The 21,423-nt window shown below is 76.7% G+C and carries 9 protein-coding genes; all 9 read right to left on the reverse strand.

What is annotated here, in order from left to right; translation table 11 throughout:
* Position 1: 1 nt before the first annotated feature.
* The 9 genes from LDL48_RS19570 to LDL48_RS44555 all read right to left on the reverse strand — a co-directional run bounded on the left by LDL48_RS19570 (position 2) and on the right by LDL48_RS44555 (position 21,376).
* A complete protein-coding gene (locus tag LDL48_RS19570) occupies positions 2–304 on the reverse strand; it encodes a phosphopantetheine-binding protein (protein WP_225256604.1) in 303 nt (100 codons plus the stop codon).
* Positions 305–308: 4 nt separating this feature from the next.
* Positions 309–10,181 (reverse strand): type I polyketide synthase, encoded by a 9,873-nt coding sequence (locus LDL48_RS19580; protein ID WP_272493073.1) that lies wholly within the window; start codon positions 10,179–10,181, stop codon positions 309–311.
* Between the two features lie 160 nt (positions 10,182–10,341).
* Entirely contained in the window at positions 10,342–10,599 is a 258-nt protein-coding gene (locus LDL48_RS19585; RefSeq protein ID WP_225256605.1) for a hypothetical protein, read from the reverse strand.
* A 115-nt stretch (positions 10,600–10,714) separates the two neighbouring features.
* Positions 10,715–13,318 carry a lantibiotic dehydratase family protein gene (locus LDL48_RS19590; protein WP_225256606.1) on the reverse strand — a complete coding sequence of 868 codons (2,604 nt, stop codon included), beginning with the start codon at positions 13,316–13,318 and terminating at the stop codon, positions 10,715–10,717.
* Between the two features lie 93 nt (positions 13,319–13,411).
* Positions 13,412–14,623: a lanthionine synthetase LanC family protein gene (locus tag LDL48_RS19595; RefSeq protein WP_225256607.1), complete on the reverse strand. Its 1,212-nt coding sequence runs from the start codon at positions 14,621–14,623 to the stop codon at positions 13,412–13,414.
* 18 nt (positions 14,624–14,641) lie between these two features.
* Entirely contained in the window at positions 14,642–14,818 is a 177-nt protein-coding gene (locus LDL48_RS19600; RefSeq protein ID WP_225256608.1) for a hypothetical protein, read from the reverse strand.
* Complete coding sequence (locus LDL48_RS19605; RefSeq protein WP_225256609.1) at positions 14,815–15,813, reverse strand: thiopeptide-type bacteriocin biosynthesis protein; 999 nt, start codon at positions 15,811–15,813, stop codon at positions 14,815–14,817. Before LDL48_RS19605 ends, LDL48_RS19600 begins: the two co-directional genes overlap by 4 nt.
* Positions 15,814–15,890: 77 nt before the next feature.
* On the reverse strand, positions 15,891–19,052 hold the full coding sequence (locus tag LDL48_RS19610) for an AfsR/SARP family transcriptional regulator (protein WP_225256610.1): 3,162 nt from the start codon (positions 19,050–19,052) through the stop codon (positions 15,891–15,893).
* A 164-nt stretch (positions 19,053–19,216) separates the two neighbouring features.
* On the reverse strand, positions 19,217–21,376 hold the full coding sequence (locus LDL48_RS44555; RefSeq protein ID WP_225256611.1) for an ABC transporter ATP-binding protein: 2,160 nt from the start codon (positions 21,374–21,376) through the stop codon (positions 19,217–19,219).
* Positions 21,377–21,423: the final 47 nt, after the last annotated feature.

A 21,423-nucleotide genomic window follows, 5' to 3' on the forward strand; every position in this document is an offset into this window, starting at 1 on the left:
CTCACGGCTCCCGGACCGCGGCGGCCAGATGGTCCAGGACGTCGCCGACGGTCAGCCGCATCAGCTCGTCGAGTCCCCGGCCGGCGAAGAACGCACCCAGGTCGGCGCGGTCGCCGTAGCGCAGCCGGAGCTGTTCGGTGAGGGCGACCAGTTCGATGCTCTCGATGCCGAGGTCGCCGTCGAACGTGGTGTCCGGCGTGATGTCCACGGCGAGCCGGATCTCCTCCCCCATCACCGCCACGAGCAGGTCGGTGAACTCCGTCAGCAGCCGCGCGGCGGGATCGGCGGGCGTGGTGGATGCCATCGGTCTACTCCGCTCCGTCCGGGGACTCGACCCGGGCCACCACGTACCGGCCGCCGGAGCCGTCCACCTCGTCGAAGACCACCCGGAGGCGGGCACCGCCGCCGGTCACCGTGCAGCCGGTGCGGTCCAGGTCCGTCACGCCGGTGGAGCTGGCGCCGGGGGTCCCGAGGACGGCCGCCGCGGCGGCGGCCCGGGCCGCCCGGATCCGGGCGGACCAGGTCGGCGCGTCGTCCGCGGTGGTCGCGGCCGGCGCGGCGGCCGGCGCGCGGTCGGCCGGGTCCACGGCGCCGCCGGCGACCGGTTCGAGTCCGATCCCCGGGCCGGCGCCCGGTCCGCGCGGTCGCACCACGGCCACCGCGAGCGTGGCCGCCCGCGCCAGGGACACGTCCAGCGGCACCGGGAACGGACCGCTCACCGAGAGCCGGCCGGCCGGGCCCGTGCCGACCGTGACGTCGGCCGGGTACACCGGGCCACCGCCCGCCCGGTCCAGCCACGCGCGTACCGCGTCCTTCACCACGATCCGGCCGAGCAGCCAGGACCGGCGGTCCGGAGTGGACCGGGCGGCGTACTCGGCCCGCTCGGCCGCGTTGAGGTAGCGGCGCATCACGAACTCGCGGGCCGCCGGGTCCGGCCAGCCGTCCCGGAGCAGGAACCAGCCGCCGGGCCGGGGCTCGGCCAGGCGGATCCGCTCCGGCGCGGCCCAGATGTGGCGCCGCGCCCGCTCGTCGAGATCGAGGCGCCGGTAGGCCAGCCGGCGGACCGTGGCCCAGGTCCGGCCGTCCGGCCCGCGCAGCACCGCGTCGCCGGTGGGCTCGCGGCCGCCCGGGCGGACCTCGCCCACGCAGGCCAGCCGGGTGCCCTCCGGTGGCTGCGGGCCGTACCAGCGGATCCGGCCGATCGCCACCGGCATCGGAATCCCGCCGCCGCCGGACTCCAGCGGATACTGCTGGGTGCGGAAGCCCAGCATCTGGCAGAGGCCGTCGAGGACCGCGCCGGGCGCCGGCCGCACCGACAGCTCCGCCCGGACCCCGTTGTCGGCGAACGCCTCGACCGCGGCGATGCCGGCGTACCGGGGGCCGTGGAACAGCCAGCCGTCGGCGTACAGCCGGTCGGCGGCCACCGGCGGCGGTCGCTGCCCGATCAGCTCCGGATCGGCGCCGGCCGGTGCGGGCGGGTAGTCGTAGGCGACCAGGACGGTGCCGGTGGCGTACCCGTCGATCGACACCGCGGCCCGGTCCGGGCCGGTCGCCGCGGCGGTGACGGTCACCGTGGTCGGCGGTTCGGCCTCCAGCCAGCGCTGGGTACGGACGTCGTCGGCACCGACCACCACCCGGCCCGGGAACAGCGCGCGGGCCGCCTCGCACATCAGCTCGACCAGGCCGGCCAACGGCACCACGGGGAACGTGTCCGACGGGTCGGGCCAGTGCGGTGGCTGGCGCATGATGGCGTGGTCGGCCAGGTGCGGCATGGTCGCGAGGGAGCATTCGACGGTGGTCCGGATCCGGCCCGCCGTGCCGTGCTCCCCCGGGCCGTGCTCCCCCGGGCCGTGCTCCGCCGTGTCGGCCAGCCGTTCGAACCGGGGCGCCAGGCCGTCCGTCCAGAGCCCGGCGGTCAACCGGCGCAGCTGGGCCATCGTGCCGCGCGGCCGGCTGTGCGCCGCCACGGTGAGGTGTTCGCAGCCGGCCAGGGTGTCCGCCACGAAACCGGTGAGGCTGCCGTCGCCGACCTGGACGAAGGCCCGCACCCCGGCGTCGTACAGGCGCTCGACCAGGTCCTGGAAGAGCACCGGGTCGAGCATCTGGCGGACGGCGACCTTCTCCACCGCGGCCGGGTCGTCCGGCACCGGCTCCAGCGTCGCCGCCGACCAGACCGGCAGCCGCGGTGGCGCGGGCGGCGCCGCGGCCAGCAGACCCGGCAGCGACGGCAGGTACCGCTGCGCCGCCGGGGTGTGGAAGCCGTGCCGGAACGGCGTCATCTCCGCCGGTACGCCGCGGCCGTGCAGGTCACCGACGGCGGCGCGGACCGCCTCCGCGGGCCCGGACAGGACGGTCTGGTGTGGGCAGTTCTGGTGCGAGACGACCACCTCGCGGCCGGCCGCCGCCGACGCCGTGGCGGTGTCGCACCCGACCACGGCCGACACCACGTCGCCCGGGTCCGGGTCGTCCAGTCCCTGCGCCGCGACGAACCCGATGAACCGCTCCGCGTCGAAGTAACCGGCGTTGATCATCGCGGACCACTCGCCGAGGCTGTGGCCGAACAGCAGGTCCGGCGCCAGGCCCAGCTCGGCGAGCGCCGCCGCGAAGTGCTGCCCGGTGCTCAGGATCGCCGCCGGCTTGGCGACCGTTCCCGGCTCGGCGGACGCGCGGACCGGGGCGGGCACGCCCAGGCCGGCGCTGAGTTCGTCCGGGTCGGGCAGGTCGCCCGCCTCGAATCCGGGAAACATCCAGGCCACCTTTCCGCGGTCGGGTCCGATCAGCAGCGGGCGCGGGGCGAACCAGACGTCGTCCCGGCCGCGCCAGGCCCGCCCCCGCGCCACCACGTTCCGGGCCAGTGCGAGGCGGCGGGCGGTGGGGCCGACGACGGCCAGCCGGCAGACGCCGGTCTCCGGGTCGGGCGAGCTGTCGTTCGAGCACGTCAAGCTGGGCCCGGACGGCCCGGACGGCCCGGTTGCCCCGGCCGGCGCGGTCAGCAGGGCGTCGTCGCCGGGCCCGTCCGGACCCAGCAGCGCGGCCAGCCCGGCCACGGTGGGCGCGGTGAGGAGCAGGATCCGCTCACCCCCGCCCTCGACGACCCGAATCCGGCCGGGCCCGGCCGACGGCAGCCCGGCGGACGACGACCCGGCGGACGACGACCCGGCGGACGGCAGCCCGGCGGACGACGACCCGGCGGACGGCAGCCCGGCGGACGGCAGCCCGGCGGACGACAGCACCACCGACGGCAGTCCGGCGACCGGGCCGCGCGCGGCGACCGAGGCGGGCGCGGGAACCGGGGCCGGCGCGGTGTGTGCCGGGGCGAGGTTGCCGAAGGCGGACAGCGGCGCGGCGACCAGGCCGACCTGGCGGCGGTCGGCCGGGCCGTGGGCGAGTTCGTCGGCGAAGGCCACGGCGCCGGCCGCGGGATCGATCAGCCGCACACCGTCGCGGGCCATGTCGGCGGCGATCTCCGGCGTCACCATGCCGCCGGCGGCCGGGGACCAGGCGCCCCAGCCGATCGCCAGGACCCGCCGGGCGGCCCGCCCGTGCCACGCCCACGCCAGCGTGTCCAGGGCGTCGTTGGCCGCCGCGTAGTCGGCCTGGCCGCGCCGGGGGAACACCGCGGAGACGCTGCTGAACAGCACCAGCAGCGGCAGGCCGGCGCCGGCCGCGGCGACCAGCGCGCGGGCACCGGCCACCTTGGTCCGGTAGATCCGGTCGAACGCGCCGGGTACCTGGTCGGCCAGCAGCCGGTCCTCGTGGACCCCGGCGCCGTGCACGATCGCGTCCAGCCGCCCGTGCCGGCGCCGGACGTCGGCGACCAGGGACCGGACCGCCGCTGCGTCGGTGACGTCGAGCGACGTGTAGCGGACCGATCCGGCGGTGGCCGCCAGCCGTTCGAGCGTGGCGGCGATCTCCCGCTGCGCCATGATCCGGCGCGCCTCGGCGTTGATCAGAGCCGGCCGGGTGCCGCCACGGCGGACCAGGATCCGGCGAACCGCGGGTTCGTCCGGCGCGGCGCCGAGTTCGGGGTCGGGCGGGCCGTCCGCCGCCGGGGTGCGGCCGACCACCTCCAGCCGGCACCCGGTCCGTTCGGCCAGCGCGGTGGCCACCGCGGCGGTGATGCCCCGCGCCCCGCCGGTGATCAGCACCACCGATTCCGGGCCCAGGCCGGTGCCGGCCCAGGCGTCGCCGGCCGTACCCGGGCGGCCGGCGGGTGCCACCGCGAGCGTGCTGCGGCGGGCGCCGTCATGGCCCACGACCAGCGGACCGCCGGGGATGCCGAGTTCGTCCGCCAGGTGGGCGGCGACCGCCTCGGGCGGCTGCCGGGGGTCGACGTCGACGGCACGGGCGGCGAGCCCGGGGTGTTCCCGGGCGATGCCGCGGATCAGGCCGCGCAGGCCCGCCCCGCGTGCCGGATCGGTTCGCGGGTCACCGTCCCAGTCGAGCCCGAAGGTGCCGGCCGACCCGGTGACCACCAGCACCCAGCGGGCGCCGCCGAGGACCGCCGACCGCACCCGGCCATACGCGGCGGACACGTCCGGGCCGCCCCGGGGCGCCGGATCGACTACGGCCGCCGGGTCGGCCAGGGAGGCCAGGTCGACCAGGCTGTCGCCGGCCGCGCCCGGCCACGGCTCCTCCGGCCGGGCCAGCCGGACCCGGGCACCCGCGTCGGCCAGGCGGCCGGCGAGGGCGGCGGCAATGCCGTGGCCGTCGTCGACGATGACGAAGCCGTGACCGCCGACGAGCGTGTGGTCCGGTGCGGCGTCCGGCGGCGACGGGGCGACCGTGACCACGTACCGGTCCAGGTTCGGGTCCGGGTCCGAGTCCGGGTCCGGGTCCGGGTCCGGGTCCGAGTCCAGGTCCGGGGCGAGGTCCAGGTCCGGGGCGAGGTCCAGATCCGGGGCGAGGTCCAGATCCGGGGACGGGTCCAGGTCCGGGTGCGCGGGCTCGCGGTGGCCACCGAGCCAGTCCACGATGCCCTGGATCGTCCGGACGTCGGACAGGTCGCCGATCAGGCCGTTGCCCGCCGACCGGTCCAGCCCGAGGCGGTCGATCAGCGCACCGGCCAGCTCGGTCCGTTTGATCGACTCGATCGACAGGTCCGCTTCCAGGTCCAGGCCGGGTTCGAGCATGTCGACCGGGTATCCGGTGCGCGCGCTGATGACGTCGAGGACGGTACGCAGGAGATCCGGTCCCGCCGGGCCGGGTGCGGGCGGCACAACGGCCGGCTCCGCGACCACCGGCTCCACGACCATCGGCTCGGCGGCGGACGCGGCGATGGGTTCGGCGGCAGGTGCGGCCGCCGGCGGTTCTCCGCCGAGGAAGCCGAGCATCACGTCCCGGGTGGCGTTCAGGTAGGCCAGGACCGCCTGCTGCCGCCCGTCGACTGTTTGGTCACGCCCGGCCGGCGCCGCCGGGACCGGCGGCGCCGGGTCGATCAGGCGCGGCGGCCGGAGCCCGCCCGGCAGGTAGCCGCCGTCCACGTCCCGTACCAGCTGCCCGTCGACCGTCCACCCGGGACGGGCGGGCACGTCCTCCGCGGACACCAGCCGCACGTCCCGGCCCGCGAACAACGGTTCGGTGTCCACCGGCACCCCGGCGGCGGCGAGCCGGGCGAGCCCCTCCAGCAGCCGGCGCAGGCCGGGCCGGCCCGGCCGGTCGAGCGCCACCGCCGCGTGCGGGCGGCCGTCCAGGATCCGGTCCACCAGACCGGTCAGCACGGTGCCCGGCCCGGCCTCGACGAAGATCCGGGCGCCGGCCGCGTACATCTGCTCGATCTGCTCGGTGAACCGGACCGGGGCCATGAGCTGGGCGGTCAGCAGGGCCCGCATCTCCGCCGGGTCGTCCGGGTACGGCGCGGCGCCGGTGTTGCCCCAGACCGGCACCGCCGGTGCGTGCAGCGGCCACCGTGCCAGCGCGGCGGCGAACCGTTCCGGGGCCCCGGCCAGCATCCCGCTGTGGAAGGCGCAGGCCACGTCCAGCCGGGTCGCCGTGGTGCCGGCCGCGGACAACTCGGCCACCGCGGCCTCGATCTGCCCGGCCGGGCCGGAGAGTACGCACTGGTCCGGCGCGTTGTGGTTGGCGACCACCAGACCGGGGTGCCGGGCGAGCAGTCCGGCGAGCCGGTCCGGGCCGGTCGGCACCGCGGCCATCGCGCCGGGAGCGTCCCCGGCCGCGGCCAGGATCGCCTCCGCCCGGGCCTCGCTCATCGGCACCAGGTGGTCCGGGTCGACGGCGCCGGCCACCGCCAGCGCCACCAGTTCGCCGTAGCTGTGCCCGGCGACCAGGTCGGGCCGCACCCCGAGGCCGGCCAGCAGGTCCGCGGCGGCCAGCCCGGCGAGGCCCAGTGCGGGCTGGGCGACCCGGGTGTCCGCGAGGGCCTGCCGCTGGCGGCGCTCGGTGCCGGGGTCGAAGGCGGCCGGCGGGAACATCGCCGCGGCCGGCCCGGGCGCCGCGGCCAGCCGGTCCCGCAGCCGGGGGAACGCCACGAACAGGTCGGCCAGCATGCCGGGCCGCTGGCTGCCCTGGCCGGGGAAGAGCAGGGCGAGTTTTCCGTCCGGGACACCCGCGGCATCGGGTACGGCCGGAGCGTCGCGCACCTGCCGGGCGAGGTCGTCCAGGTCGGTGGCGACGAACGCCAGCCACACCGCGTCCCGGACGCCGGCCGCCGTCGTCCAGGCCAGGTCCCGCAGCCGCCACGGCCGGCCGGCCGCGTCGTTCGCGCGGATCAGCGCCGCCAGCCGGGCGAGGTGCCGGCCCGCCGCGGCCCGGTCGGACCCGCGGATCAGGAACAGTTCCGCCGGCCAGTCGTCGAGGCCGTGCGCCGGTTCCGCCGCGCCGTCGTGGCCGGTCAGCACGGCGTGGTAGTTGGCGCCGCCGAAGCCGAACGCGCTCACCGCCGCGACCCGCCGTGCCGGGCGTTCCGGCCACGGCCGCGGTGCCCGCTCGAAGACGAACGGGCTGCTCGCGGCGTCCCATGCGGCGCTCGGGCGGTCCAGGTGCAGGGTGGGCGGGCGGACCCCGGTGTGCACGGCGTACGCCGCCTTGATCAGTCCGGCCAGCCCGGCCGCGCACTTGGTGTGGCCGATCTGGGACTTCACCGATCCCAGCGTGGTCTGCCCGGTGGCGGCGCCGGCCGCGGTGAACACCCGGGTCAGCGTCCGCAGCTCGGTCCGGTCGCCGACCACCGTGCCGGTGCCGTGCGCCTCCACCATGCCGACCTCGGCCGGGGAGATTCCGGCGGCGCGGTAGGCCCGGTCCAGGGCCTGCTGCTGCCCGTCCGAGCGGGGCGCGGTCAGCCCCAGGGCGCGCCCGTCGCTCGATCCGGCGACCGCCCGGACCACCGCGTAGATCCGGTCGCCGTCCCGTTCGGCGTCCGCCAGCCGCTTCAGGACCACGCAGGACACGCTCTCGCTGAGCGTCGTCCCGCCGGCCGACGAGTCGAACGGGCGGCAGCGCCCGGTCGGGGACAACGCGCCGACCGCAGTGAACATGACGTAGTCGTACGCGGTGTTCTGCAGGTCGGCCGCGCCGCACAGGACCATGTCGCTGCCGCCGCTCCGCAGGTCCCGGCAGGCCTGGTCGAGCGCGGCGAGCGAGCTGGCGCAGGCCGCCGCCACGGTGTAGTTGGCGCCGCCGAGGTCCAGCCGGTTGGCGATCCGGCCGGCCACCACGTTGGCGATCGCGCCCGGGAACGAGTCCTCGGTCAGCCGCGGGAGCAGACCGGCCAGGTCCGGCGGGAGCTGCCCGAGGTACCCGGGCAGCATGGCCCGCAGCCGGTAGGCGGTGACCAGGTCGGATCCGCCCGGCTCGGTGGCGAACACCACGCCGGTCCGGGACCGGTCGAACGGCCGCCGGTGGTAGCCCGCGTCGGCGAGGGCACCGGAGGCCACCTCGAGGGCCAGCAGCTGGCCGGGGTCGATGCTGGCCAGCGACACCGGCGGGATGCCGTACCGGAAGGGGTCGAACGGAATCCGGGGCAGGAACCCGCCCCACCGGGAACTGACGGTGGCCTCGCCGGCCGGCCGGTCCGGGCGGTGGTAGACGGCCGGGTTCCACCGGTCCGGGTCGACCTCGGTGATCGCGTCGGTGCCGGTCAGCACGTTGCGCCAGAACCGGGCCGTGTCGGGGGCGCCGGGAAAGACGCCCGCCATGCCGACGATCGCGATGTCGACCGGCGCGGGTCCGGCCGCCACCGCCGGGGCCGGCCCGGTGACGCCCAGTTCGGCGGCCCGGTCCGCGAGGTACGCCGTCGCGCCCCCGGTCACCTGCCGGTGCAGGCGGTCCACCGTGGTCGGCGCCGCGCGCAGGGTCGCGACGTCGCCCATCATGTACATGCCGTCGCGGCGCTGCTCGGCCGGGTCGGCCTCGCGCAGCCGCGCGCCGTCCCGGCGTACCCCCTTGCTGGCCAGCCGGAGCCGGCCCAGATTGAGCCGTTCCAGCCGGCCCCAGGCCGGCCGGTCGCCGCCGGTGACCAGCAACTCCCGCCGGGTACGGGCGAAGGTCTCGGTGTAGCCGGTACGGGCACACCGGATCGCGTGGCCGGGCGAGGTCACCAGCAGCGCGGTCCCGGCACAGTCCAGCGCCGCCTGCCGGTACCCCGCGACGATCGCACCGTCCGCCACCGCCTCGTCGGTGAACAGGTAGGCGGTGCCCATCAGCACGCCGACGGACGCGCCGCGGTCGGCCAGCGGGGCGGCGAGCGTGGCCACCATGGCCGCGGAGCGTTCGTCGTGGATGCCGCCGGCGAACAGCACCTCGACGCCGGCCAGGTCCCGCCGGTCCCGCCCGGCGAACGCCAGCAGCCGCTCCACCTGCGCGTCCCAGAGCGCGAAGCTGCCCCGTGGCCCGACGTGCCCGCCGCATTCGGAGCCCTCGAAGACGAACCGGCGGGCGCCGTGCCGCAGGTACTGGTCGAGCAGGCCCGGCGACGGCGCGTGCAGGTAGGTGGCGACGCCCAGCGCCTCCAGCGGATCCGCCTGGTCCGGGCGTCCGCCGGCGATCAGCGCGCACGGCGGCCGGACCTGGGCGATCGCGGCGAGCTGGGCGGCCCGGATCTCCGGCGGGGCGAAGCCCAGGATGCCGACGCCCCACGGCAGGTCACCGAGCTGCCGCGCGGTGTCCGCGAGCAGCCGCCGGGTCTCGTCGCCGTCCATCCGGGCCAGCGCGAGGAACGGCAGGCCGCCGGCGGCCGCCACGGACCGGGCGAACGCCGCGCGGTCGCTGACCCGGGTCATCGGGCCCTGGGCGACCGGCAGTCCGCCGGGCCGCCCGGCCAGTTCCCCTCCGGCCAGTCCCCGGCCGGCCGCCAGCGGTCGCGCCGCCAGCGCGACGGACAGGTGGTCGCATATCGCGTCGCGGAAGGCCCGCACCACCGCCGCCGCCCCCCGATAGCGGTCCGCCAGCGGCCCGGCGGACGCGCCGTCGGAACCCACCGGGACCACCCCGGTACGCAGGTCCCGCCAGCCCGGGCGGACCGTCCGGGACCGGGTGCCCCGGGTCGGCGGAAGGTCCGGCCGGGTGTAGACGCGGTGCCCGTCGACGATCGCGGTCTCGGTGCCGTCCATCGCCCGGATCGCCGCCGCCACCTCGTACGGCAGTTCACTCTCGGCCACCAGGCTGAGCTGGCTGTCCAGCACGATCCCGGCCGCGCCACCGGCGACCGCCGCGGCGGCGGTGTGCAGTCCCAGGCCGCCCGCGGACCAGACCGGGACGTCCGGCCCGGTCCCGGCGAGCAGCTGTTGCAGCAGCACGAAACTGGTCAGCTCGCCGATCCGGCCGCCGGCCTCGGCGCCCTTGGCGATCAGGCCGGCCGCCCCGGCGTCCCGGGCGCGCCGCGCCTCGTCGGCGGACGTGACCTCGAGCAGGAACCGGCGTCCCGGCTCGTCCGCCGGGGCCCAGGCCGGCAGGCCGGCGAGGGTGGCGACGTCGAGCACGACGGTGCGCACCTGGTCCGGCAGGTCCGCGGGGCGCAGCCGGCAGCCGGCCGGCACGCGCACCCCGAACTCCCCCGCGACGGTCCGGCCGGCGTCGGCGAGCGCCGCCCGGGCGCGCCCGGGCGGGCCGTCCAGCGGCAGCACGCCGAGCGCACCACCACGGCAGACCGCCGGGACCACCCGCCAGCACGCGGCATCCGGCGCCACGCCGATCACCAGATCGTTGCGACGAAGCCAGGTGGACATCGCGCCCCTTCCTCGGTCGGGCTGCTGGCCTCACCCTCGCCGAGGTCTTCATGTAATCCGCATCGATGTTGCACGGCCGGCGCACCGGGCCGGGAAGAACGACACGTGCGCGGGCTCGGCGAGCCCGCGCACGTACCGCGTTCCGGTCAGCTGCCGCCGATCAGAATCCGCCGGGGTTGATGGCGCCGCCACGCCCCACGTCGAGCCCGCCGCCCCGGATCGGGGTGTCGAAGCCACCCTCGTCGCAGGCGATGCAGGTGCAGGTGCAGGTGTCGCAGCTGACGCAGGTGGTGGTGCAACCCTCCGTGACGCCGGTGATCGGGAACGGACGCTCGTTCTCCGACGTGATCACGCGGTACTCCATGTCGCTGATCATGTCGGTCAGCCGGCCGTCGAATTGAGCTCGGGGTTGTGTCATGGTCCACTTCCTGTGATCGGTACCGGCCGGGTCGGTCGACCCGGCCATGGTCGCCACCCTCGTGCGGGGTGGCCCGATGCGCGCACGGCGCCGCCGGGTGGCGGGTTCGTGGCGCTCATCGGAGCTTCGGGGCGGTGCGCGCCGCGACCGCCGCCCGGGCGGCGAGTTCGGCGGGCGTCGTCGCCAGGGGCAGGCGGAGCATCACCTCGGCGGCGCTGCGCTCGCCGGTCCGGCCGGCCCGGTCGGCGACGGGCACCTCGCCGGGCGCCGGCAGCATCTCCTCGACGAAGACGTCGAACGGCCGGTCGGCCGGGCCGGTGACCGGGTTGAGCGCCCGCTCGACCACCTCGACGGCGGCCAGGCTCTCCAGGTCGCACACGTACGGCTTGCTGTACGGCCCGCGGCTGTACACCGCCACCCAGCGGGGCAGCCGGAACTCCTCGCGCAGCCGGGTCAGCGCGGTCAGCTTCGCCAGGTCGGTGGCGGCGTCCGGGGACCAGAACTCCGCCGCGGGCAGCCGCCACTGGGCGGGCGACAGCACCAGCAGGTCGCCGACCGTCATCCGGGGCAGGAAGCCGCGGTGCGGCAGCGCCAGCAACGGCAGGCGCATCCGGGCCTGGCTCAGCAGCCGCGTCGCCGGGTCGTGCCGGATCAGCTCCATCAGCAGGTTCCACGGCCAGAGCGGCGACCGCATGCTGTGGTAGAGCAGCCGGACCGGGCGGCCGTGGTGTTCCAGCACCACCGAGTCGCCGTCGCGGCGCGCGGTCAGCTCGGTCAGCGGGAGGAACCGCGGCGGGTCGTCCGGCGCCGGCTCGCAGTACGCGGCCAGATCCGGGTCGCCGGTCCAGACCCCGGTGTACCGCGGCCGGCGGACCGCGTTCGCGGCGACGTGCCACAGCGGCGGCACCATCAGCTCCACCGAGGTGACACCGGTGCGCCGGTCCAGTTCGTCCAGGAAGGACCGGTACGCCGCCACGTGCGCCTGCGGGCCGTGCAGCGCCTCGATCGCCTGGGTGAACCGCGCGTCCAGCACCCCGGCCGGCCGGATGATGTCCAGCACGGCCTGGCGTCCCGAGGCGGTCGGCCGGACCACGCAGTCCACCGGCCAGTCGAGATCCACCGGCGGCGCGCCCAGCCCGTCCAGCAGCCCCGGGGTCAGCCGCAGCACCGGCCCGCCGGGCCCGGCCGCGGCGTGGTCGTCGATCCAGCGGACCAGCCGGTCGTAGCCGGAGCCGGGGGTACGCGGCGGCTGCCATCCGGAGGACGGGTGCGACGGGCGCCCGGCGTGCCGGACCGGGGTGGTCCCGTCCCCGGCGGCGGCCTCGGACAGCCGGTCGCCGAGCAGGTCGAGCACCGGGCGCGGCGCGGCGTCGAGCCGGTCCAGGACCGGTGACCGGCCGGCCGGCCGGTCCGCGCACGCCAGCTCCACGATCCGCAGCACCTGCCGGACCGCCCCCTCGACGGCCCGCACCCCCGGGCCGGGCACCGCGCCGTCGGCGACCCGGTACACGTCGACGTACTCCTCGACGCCGGCGCCCACCGGGGCCGCGGCGCCCACCGAAGCCGCGGTGCCCGTCACGGCCCGCCAGCCGGTCCGCCGCCGGCGCGGCGGGGTGCACGGCTCGATCACGCCCATCATGGCGAGGACACCGAGAAGGCCGCGAACCTTCTCGGTGTCCTCCGCCGCCGCGTCCGGACCCAGCAGGGACGCGGTGACGTCGCCGACCGTGCGGACCCCGCCGTGCAGCGCCTCGGTGATCGCGGTGAGCGGGCCGGTCCGCCGCACCGTGATGCTGCGCAGCCGGTTGACGTTCGCCGGGTCGACGGTCCACAGCCGCAGGTGGTCACGCTCGACGCGGCGCAGCGGGGTGACCGCGACGCCGGTGTCCGCGGTCAGTTCCGCGCCGAGCGCGAGTTCCCGGCGCGGCACGGCCACGTTCTCCACCCGCTCGACCGCGAACCTGTCGGCCAGCTCCGGCAGGACCAGGTGCGGCGGCCCGCCGTCCCGGACCGGGGCGAGCGCGACCTGGCAGAGCCAGGTCCGGGGCGTGGTCTTGACCGTTCCCCGGGCGATCATCCGCCACAGGTACGCGCTGCGCCGCCGCATCCGCTTGGTGGTCCAGGGCTCGCCCCGGGCGAGGCGGCGCCGGATGTCCTCGGCCGGCGCCAGCACACCGTCGGCGATCGCCCGGCGCCCCACCGGATCCTCGGTGAGCAGGCGCCACGGCAGGGCGAGCAGCCTCTCCCGCTCGTCCGCCAGCAGCTGCTCGGCGCGTACCTCCAGGTCGCCGATCCGGTGCCCGAGCCCGGCCACCTCGGTCAGCCGGTCCGCCAGGGCGCCGCCGGCCTCCACCGAGCGGGCCACCTCGGCCAGCCGTACGCACTCGCCCGGCGTCGCGGGCGTGCCGTTGTGCAGCTTGCGGCGCAGCGCCAGCGCCCACCGTCGCTGCGCGGCGGTCAGCCGTGGGTCCGGGACCAGCTCGGTGCCGATCCGCTCGGCGAGGGTGCCGCCGAGGCCGGCGTACCCGGCGCGGGCCCGCCGCAGTTCGCGCAGCAGCGCGAAGAGGTCGGGCGAGGCGCCGGCCAGCCAGTGCCGGATCGGCAGGCCGGCGACGCGCAGCAGGGCGAGCCCGCCGGTGCGTGGCGCGGCCGGGAGTCCGTCCGTGCGGGCGGCGGCCCGGCTCGCCGCCGGATGGTCGACCGGCAAGAAGATGGTCACGACTGCTCCTCTGTCCGCGCCGGCGATCCGGCGCCCGACCAATCTCGCCGATGCCTGCATCGCGGCGGCACCGTGCCGTTCATCGGCCCGGCCCTACCGCAGCCCGAACGCGGACAGCCAGCGGCGGTCGCCGGTCCCGTCGAGGCTGAGCAGCGCGGCCACCACGCCGGCGGCGCCGGCCAGCAGGCTCAGGTCGGTGTCCGGGCCGCGGACCAGCCGGTCCAGCCGGGCCTCCAGCACCCCCGCCAGGTGGTCGCGGAGCGGTCCGGCACCGGGTAGCCGGGCGTACCGGTCGAAGGCGTCCATCACCAGCAGCAGGCCGGCCGCGCCGTGGCAGACGCCCACCCGGTCCGGGTACTGCTCGTCCAGGTGGACGTCGTCGTCGTAGCCGGTCAGGAACGATCCGGCGGCGTCGGCCGCGAAGGCGGACAGGCCGGGATCGTCCAGCACCCGCGCCGCTTCCCAGAGCGCCCAGGCGATGCCCGGATTGCCGTAGCACCAGGCCTGCCGGCGGGACACGTGCCGGGTGGGCCCGGGGACCGGGCGGTGGACGGCCCGGCCGGTGGACGGCCAGCTCCGCACGCCGCGGCCGTCCACGTACGACTGCGCGACCAGCCAGTCGGTGACCCGGCGCAGGGCGGCGTACCCGGCCGCGGGCAGCGCCCCGGCGTCGGCCGCGGCCCGCAGGCCGACCGCGACCCCGGGTGCGCCGTGCCCGATGCCGGCGTTGACCCGGCCGACGTTGAAGGCGCGCAGGACGTCGTCCCGGTACTGCCCGACCCGCAGGCCGGCCAGGTCCGGTGTGCCGCACAGCGCGGTGAGGTGGGCGACGATCGGCGCGCCGTCGGCGGGGTCACCGGCCGGGTCGCCGGCCAGGACCGCCAGGGTGCCGGACGGTCCGCTGATCAGGTCGTAGTCGTCCCAGCCCACCCGGTCGCGCCGCCAGGACGCGCCGGCCGCCGCGGCGGCCAGCCGGGCCCGCATCGTCGCCGCGGTGGGCGCGAGTTCCGGCCAGGTGCCGGACGCCCGGGTGAGGGCGAGCACGAAACCGGCCATGCCGCCGCCGTTGACGCCGAGCCGCCCGGCACCGCCGCGGCACCGGGCGAGCCAGGCGCGGACCGCCGCCGGGACCGGCCGCGGTGCGCCGGGCGGCCCGGCGTCGGCCACCATCGCGGCGACCAGCAGCACGCCCGGGTCCTCGAACGGCCCGCCGCCGGGACCGGACCGCGCGGTGTACGCGTCCAGCACCGCGCCCGCCGCGTCCAGGACCGCCGCCGTGTTCGGTGCGGTGTCTCGAAGGGACACGGGTACCGCCTCTCGTTGCTATTCGGGGTCGACGATCACCACGAGGGCGCTCGGCAGCGCCGCGGTGGGTGCGGACCAGCCGGCCGGGACGCCGCCGTCGGCGCCGTCCGCCCGCAGTCGCTCCTCGACCTCGGCGAGGAGCGCGCCGGCCTGCTCCGCGGCCCGGACCCGGTCGCCGGCGTGCGGGCCGGTCACCGCGCGGGCCGGGCGGAGTGCGCGGCCATCGCCTCGGTGAGCACGCTCTGCCGGGTGATCGGCAGGGCGGCCCGGTTCCAGTGGAAGATGATCAGGTAGGCCAGGGCCGCGCGGGGGCCGAGTTCGGCCGCGTCCGTGTGGAAGTACTCGCGCAGCCACCGGTCCCCCTCGGCGGCCACCGTCGCGCGGTAGTCGGCCACCGCCTGCCGCAGTTCCGGGCGGACCAGCCCGAGCATCTGGCCGGTGGCGACCCAGCCGGCGCGCAGCGTCGCGGTGAGCGGCTCCAGGTCCAGCCGGCCGGTGACGTCGGGGCCGAGGCGGCGCCCGGTCTGCCAGCGCACCCGGTCCCAGACGTCCAGGTCCTCCCACCCGACGATCCGCAGCGCGTCGAACGCGGTACGCAGCATCAGCAGCGACAGCGCCCAGTCCGGGCCCGGCGAGCCGCCCGGGGCGGCGGCCGTGCCGTGGTACGCCAGCCAGACCAGCGAGTCCGCGGTGAACATCCGGTGCACGCTGCGCATCGACACCGGGCCGCCGAACAGCCGCACCTCCGGCTCGTAACAGGCGGGCCGCCAGTCCCGGATCAGGCCGGCGCCCTGCCAGTCGAGCACGTGCCGGCGGACCGCGTCGGCCACCGCCGGCCGGGTGCCGGGCGCCGGGTGGAACCGGACCCGCAGACCGGGCGGCTTGTGCATGAAGAAGAAGTCGTCGATCCGGTCCGCGGCGAGCAGGTCCCGGACCGCGGCGAGCAGGGCCGGGTAGACCGGATGCCGCCCGCCCGGCCCGAACGACAGGTCGTACTGCAGCCAGTCCGTGGCGTCGCGGTCCCGGCGCAGGCCGGCCAGCCCGGCGTCGACGAACACCCGGCACGCCCGGGCCAGGTCCCCGTCGTCCGGTGCGGTGCCGTCATCGGCGGCGGCCCGGGCGCACTCCCGCAGGAACTGCGGCAGCGGCAGGCCGGCCGGGCCGGCGGAGGCGATCTTCGAGGTGGGCACCAGCGGACAACTCCTTGACCGGCGTAGGGACCGGCCCAGGATCGTCCGTGGTGTTCATCGCCGCGGCATCACCGGGTTCATCGTCCGGCCGCGGTGGCCAGGGCCCGCCCGTCCGGCAGCCGCACGTAGTCGACCAGGATGCGCCCGGCGCGTTCCTCCAGCAGGCGGTAGCCGGACTTGCGGGCCAGCGCCAGCGCGGTCATGGCGCCCGCCACCGTCTCCCGCGGACGGGCCAGGCCACGGTGCACCTCGGCGAGCCCGAGCAGCGCCTCGACCTGCGGGTACCGGTCGTGGCTGTCCCAGGTGAGCCGGATGACCGTGACGTACTCGGCGATCGCCTCCGCGGTCCGGCCGGCCCGCTGGTGCACGGCGGCGAGGACGTTGTGCGCGCCGGCCACCGCCCGCCGGTCGTTGATCGTCCGGCCGAGTTCCAGGGCACCGGTGGCCAGCCGGGCGGCGAGCTCGGTCCGGCCCCGGTCGCGCTCCACCGCCGCGAGCCGGGGCAGCACCTCGCTCTCCCCGCTGCGGTCGCCCAGCTCGCGCATGACGGCGACGGCGTCGGTGAGCCGGGCGGCGGCGGCGTCCAGCATCCCCTTGGCGTGGTACGTGTGCCCGAGGCAGACCCACATCACCGCCCGGCCGTGCCGGTTGCCGCACTCGGCGAGGATCCGCTCCGCCGACTCCAGCGCCCGCACGCTGTGGTCCAGCAGGCCCAGTTCCCGGTAGACGTCGCCGAGCCGGCCGAGCAGCACACCCTCGATGTAGCGGTCGCCGATCCGCCGGGCCACCTCGAGCGCGGTGGTCAGGCAGCGCTCCGCCTCGACGGGCTGACCGGCGTTGCGGTACGCCACCCCGAGGCTGCCGCCGGCCACCGCCTGCACCTCCGGCCAGCCGGCCCGCCGCCCGGCCGCCAGCACGGTCCGGTAGTGCGCGAGCGCCTCGGTGTAGTGGCTCTGCCGGCTGAGCGCGTCGGCCAGGTTGAAGTGCGCGGCGGCCACCGCCATCGGGTGGTCGTCCGCGGCCGCCGCGGCCACGCCGGCCCGGCCGACGGTGAGCCAGTCCGGGGTGGACATGTTCAGCCAGAAGTATCCGCGGAGCGCGTCCGCCAGCCCCCAGGCCACCGGCCGGGGTCCGTGTTCCGCGGCGTGCGTGACCACCCCGACCAGGTTGACCCGCTCGGCGTCCAGCCAGCTCAGGGCCGCGGCGGCGGAGCCGAACCGGGGCAGCTCCGCCGGTTCCGGCGCGCCCGGGTGGCCGAGCGCGCCGTCCGGCAGGTCGGGCAGGCGCAGCCGCTGCGGGTAGACGGTCCGGGCCGCCTCGGCCACGGCACGCAGGTACCACCCGCCCAGCCGGGCCACCGCGGCCCGGCGGTCGGGGCCGGACTCGTCGGCGACGGCCCGTTCGGCGGCGTACAACCGGAGCAGGTCGTGGCACAGGTACCGGCCCGGGGTCTGCTCGTGCAGCAGGTGCGCCCCGGCCAGGATCTCCAGCTGGGCCGCCGCCTGGGCGACCGTGGTGCCGCCCAGCGCCGCGGCGGCGACGGCCGTGACGTCGGTGCCGGGCACCAGGCCGAGCAGCCGGAACATCCGCCGCGAGTCCGCGCCCAGCCGGTCGTAGGACAGGTCGAACGTGTTGCGTACGGCGGCGTGCTCGTCGCCGGTGACGGCGAGGGCGGCCAGCCGGTCCCCGTCCCGCAGGCGCTCCACCTGGTTGCCGATGCCGTCCCACGGCCGGCAGCTCAGGTTCGCCGCGGCGATCCGCAGCGCGAGCGGGATCCGTCCGCACAGCCCGGCCAGCTGCCGGGTGGCCTCCGGCTCGGCCGCCACCCGGCGGCTGCCGAGCAGCCGCTCCAGCAGGGCACCGGCCTCGTCGTCGCCGAGTCCGTCGAGCACCACCGGCGCGGCGCCGTCCCGGGCCACCAGGCCGCCGAGCCGGCTGCGGCTGGTGATCAGGACCAGGCAGCCGGGGCTGCCCGGGAGCAGCGGCCGGACCTGGTCCGGGGTGTACGCGTTGTCCAGCACGACCAGCACCCGCCGGTCGGCGAGCAGGCTGCGGTAGATCTCGGCGGCGTGCTCCGGGTCCGCCGGGATCCGCGGCGCCGGGCAGCCGAGCGCGAGCAGGAACCGGACCAGCGCCTCGGCCGGGTCCAGCGGCTGCTCGGCGGCGTGCCCGCGCAGGTTGAGGTACAGCTGCCCGTCCGGGAAGTGGGCCCGCGCGCGGTGTGCCCAGTGCACGGCGAGGGCGGTCTTGCCCACGCCCGCGGTACCGGTGATCAGGCCGACCGCCATCGCGGTGGCCGGCGCACCGGTCGCCGCCGGCAGCAGCGCGTCCAGCTGGGCCAGGGCGTCACCGCGGCCGGTGAAGGCGGCGACGTCCGCGGGCAGCTGGGACGGCGGCGGGCTGCCGGCCGGTGGGCCGTCCGGCTCCGGCCGGGCCGCGGGCGGGCGTTCCGCGGCGGCGGCGACGGACGGCGGCCCGGACCACGGGCGGAGCACGGCGCCGGTGCTGTCCTGCAGCACCGCGGTGTGCACCTCCTGCAGGTCGGGGCCGGGATCGATGCCGAGGTCGTCGGCCAGCCGGGCGCGCATCCGGCGGTAGACGTCCAGCGCGTCGGCCTTCCGGCCGGACCGGTACAGCGCCAGCATGAGCTGGCCGATCAGCCGCTCCCGGCCGGGATTCGCGGCCACCAGGTCCATCAGTTCCGGTACCAGCTGCGCGTGCCGGCCCAGCCGCAGCTCCAGGTCCAGGCACTGCTCGGTGGCCGCCAGCCGCTGCTCGTCCAGGCGGGCGGCACTGGACTCGATGATCTCCCCGGTGAGACCGGCCAGGCTGGGCCCGCGCCAGAGGCCGAGGCCGCGGCGGAGTTCGGCGGCCGCCCGGTCCGGCCGGTCCGCCGCCACCAGCCGGGTGGCCGCGGCGGTGGCCGCCTCGAAGGCGTGCCGGTCGAACCGGTCCGGGGCCAGGTGGATGCGGTAGCCGGGCCCGTCGGCCACGATGAGCGGGTCCGGTTCCGCGGCGGCGAGCTGCCGGCGCAGGTCGGAGACGGAGTTCTGCAGCTGCCGCTTCGCCGTTGCCGGCGGGTCGGCCCCCCACACGGCGTCCAGCAGGTAGTCCAGCGACAGCGCCCGGCCGTCGTTGATCAGCAGCGCGGCGAGGATGCGCTGCCGGCGCTGACCGGCCAGCCGCACCGGGCCGGCCTCCGTCCGGATCTCGAGCGGACCCAGAATGCCGAAAAACACGAGGTGTCCTTCCCCCACAGCGGCCACCGGCGACTCTGGACCCCCTCCAGAGCCGATCGACGTCGGCCACTCCCCAAGGTGTACGGGAAAGGCCGCGGGCGGGTTCAATGCCGGGGGCGATTATCGGCACCGGACACCGTACCGGCAAGTAGTGTGCGCGCAGGTCAGGGGCGGTCCTCGCCATTGAGCGGATCTGTCCGGTAACGACGGTAATACTGGCCGTCCGACCGGTAGACCGGGTCCGTCCGATATGGCCACTCATCCTCGTCCGGGCTCGCATGCCGGGGCCGCGGAACCGATTCCGCACCGTGGTGACCGTTCATTCCGTACCCATTCGTGCCGTGCCCGTTCGTGCGGAGTCCCTTCGGGCCGTGCCCGTCGAGGCGCGGTGCGGAGGTCCGCGGGCCGGCGGGTACCGGTCCGACCGGTAGCCGCGGGCCCAGCACCGTCTCGTCCGGGCCCTGCGCATGCCGGGCCCGGTGCCCGCTCCCGCCGTCCCACCCGCCGGTCTCCACGCCCTCCAGGTAGCCGGTCGCCTGCAGCATGAACAGCCGGGCGTAGGTTCCCTCGGCGAGCAGCAGTTCCTCGTGGCTGCCCTCCTCGATCAGCCGGCCCTGGTCCAGCACCACGATGTGGTCGGCCAGCCGCACCGTGGAGAACCGGTGGGCGATCAGCAGCGCGGTGGCGTTGTGCGCGATCTCCCGCAGCCGGCCGAAGATCTCCGCCTCGGCCTCCGCGTCGATCGCCGCGGTCGGCTCGTCCAGCACGACCAGCGGGGCCTGGCGCATGAACGCCCGGGCCAGCGCGATCTTCTGCCACTGCCCGCCGGAGAGCTGGTGGCCGTTGGCGAACATCCGGCCCAGCGTGGTGTCGTACCCGTCGGGCAGCCGGTCGATGAAGTCCGCGGCCCGGCTCTGCTCGGCGGCCAGCCGCACCCGGTCCCGGTCGCGCATGTCCGCGATGCTGCCGAAGCCGATGTTCTCCAGCACGCTCAGCTCGTACTTCACGAAGTCCTGGAAGATGACGCCGATGCTGCGCCGCAGACCGGCCAGGTCGTACTCCTCGATCGGCGCGCCGTCGACCAGGATCTGGCCGGCGGTCGGCTCGTACAGCCGGGCGAGCAGCTTGACCAGGGTGGTCTTGCCGGCTCCGTTGGCACCCACCACCGCGACGCACTTCCCGGCCGGAATCACGCAGGAGAGCCGGTCCAGCGCGACCCGGGTGGTGCCCGGGTAGACGAACGTGACGTCGCGGAACTCGATGCCGTGGACCAGCCGCCGCGGGAACGGGCGGGACCCGCCGACGATCTGCGACTCGGGCAGTTCCAGGAACTCGAACAGGTTCCCCACGAACAGCGCGTCCTTGTACAGCTGGCCGATCGTGGCGACCAGCACGTTCGCCGAGGTCTGCACCCGGCCGACCGCCTGGACGAAGCCGGTGAACTGCCCGACCAGGCCGACCGAGATGGTGGCCACCATGGCGTACAGCACGGCGCCCGCGGACACCGCCACGCTGAGCAGCGTGAGCGGCAGGTTGACCAGGGTCTGCCGGCGGATCAGGCCGCGGTCCACCGTGAAGAAGCGGGAGATGGCCGCGCGGTACCGGACCATGAACAGCGGCTCGAGCTGCAGCAGGCGGATCTCCTTGAACGCCTTGTCGCTGGTCATCAGCTGCTGCAGGTAGCCGATCCGGCGGCGTTCGGCGGCGCGCTGGTGCTCGATCCGGAAACTCCTGCGGCCGAACACCAGGTTCGCCACCAGCGCCGGGATCGGCGAGGCCAGCAGGCACAGGCCCAGCACCGGATCCCAGGAGAACAGCACGGCCAGCATGGAGACCAGGGTGACGACGGTGCCGCCGGCCCCGATCAGGCTGGAGAAGATCTGGTACGGCCGGACGCCCGCCTCCCGGCTGGCGCGCTGCAGGCTGTCGTAGTACTGGTCGTTCTCGAAGTGCTGCAGGTCGAGCGCCACGGCCTTGCTCAGGATCCGCTCGTTCATCCGGTTGGCCAGGTGGATCTGCAAAATCGCCTGGGCGTACCCCTGGACCGAACCCAGCACGGTGGAGCCCACGGACAGCGCCGCCAGCATCAGGCCGGCGCGCAGCGCCCGGTCCACCGCGGCCTCGGACCCGCCGGCGGTGATCGCGTCCGCCACCGCCTGCACGGCGGCGGCGGTGAGCTGCACCTGGTACGCGGGCAGCAGCCCGGCCACGACCGTGAGCAGCACGACGGCGCCGACGGTCGGCGGACTGACCGACCAGACGAGCCGCAGAACCCGCAGCGAGACGCCGAGACGGCGGCCCGGCCGGCTGGTGTCCACTGTCACGCGACCCCACTTAGGTTCGGCCAACCGCGCAACCGTGCCGTACCGCG

This window comes from Jidongwangia harbinensis, assembly GCF_020216025.1.
Taxonomy (GTDB): domain Bacteria; phylum Actinomycetota; class Actinomycetes; order Mycobacteriales; family Micromonosporaceae; genus Actinoplanes; species Actinoplanes harbinensis.

Excerpts from the sequence above, each read along its gene's own strand:
- LDL48_RS19570 (WP_225256604.1), bottom strand. The coding sequence starts at position 304 with ATGGCATCCACCACGCCCGCCGATCCCGCCGCGCGGCTGCTGACGGAG.
- LDL48_RS19580 (WP_272493073.1), bottom strand. The coding sequence starts at position 10,181 with ATGTCCACCTGGCTTCGTCGCAACGATCTGGTGATCGGCGTGGCGCCG.
- LDL48_RS19585 (WP_225256605.1), bottom strand. The coding sequence starts at position 10,599 with ATGACACAACCCCGAGCTCAATTCGACGGCCGGCTGACCGACATGATC.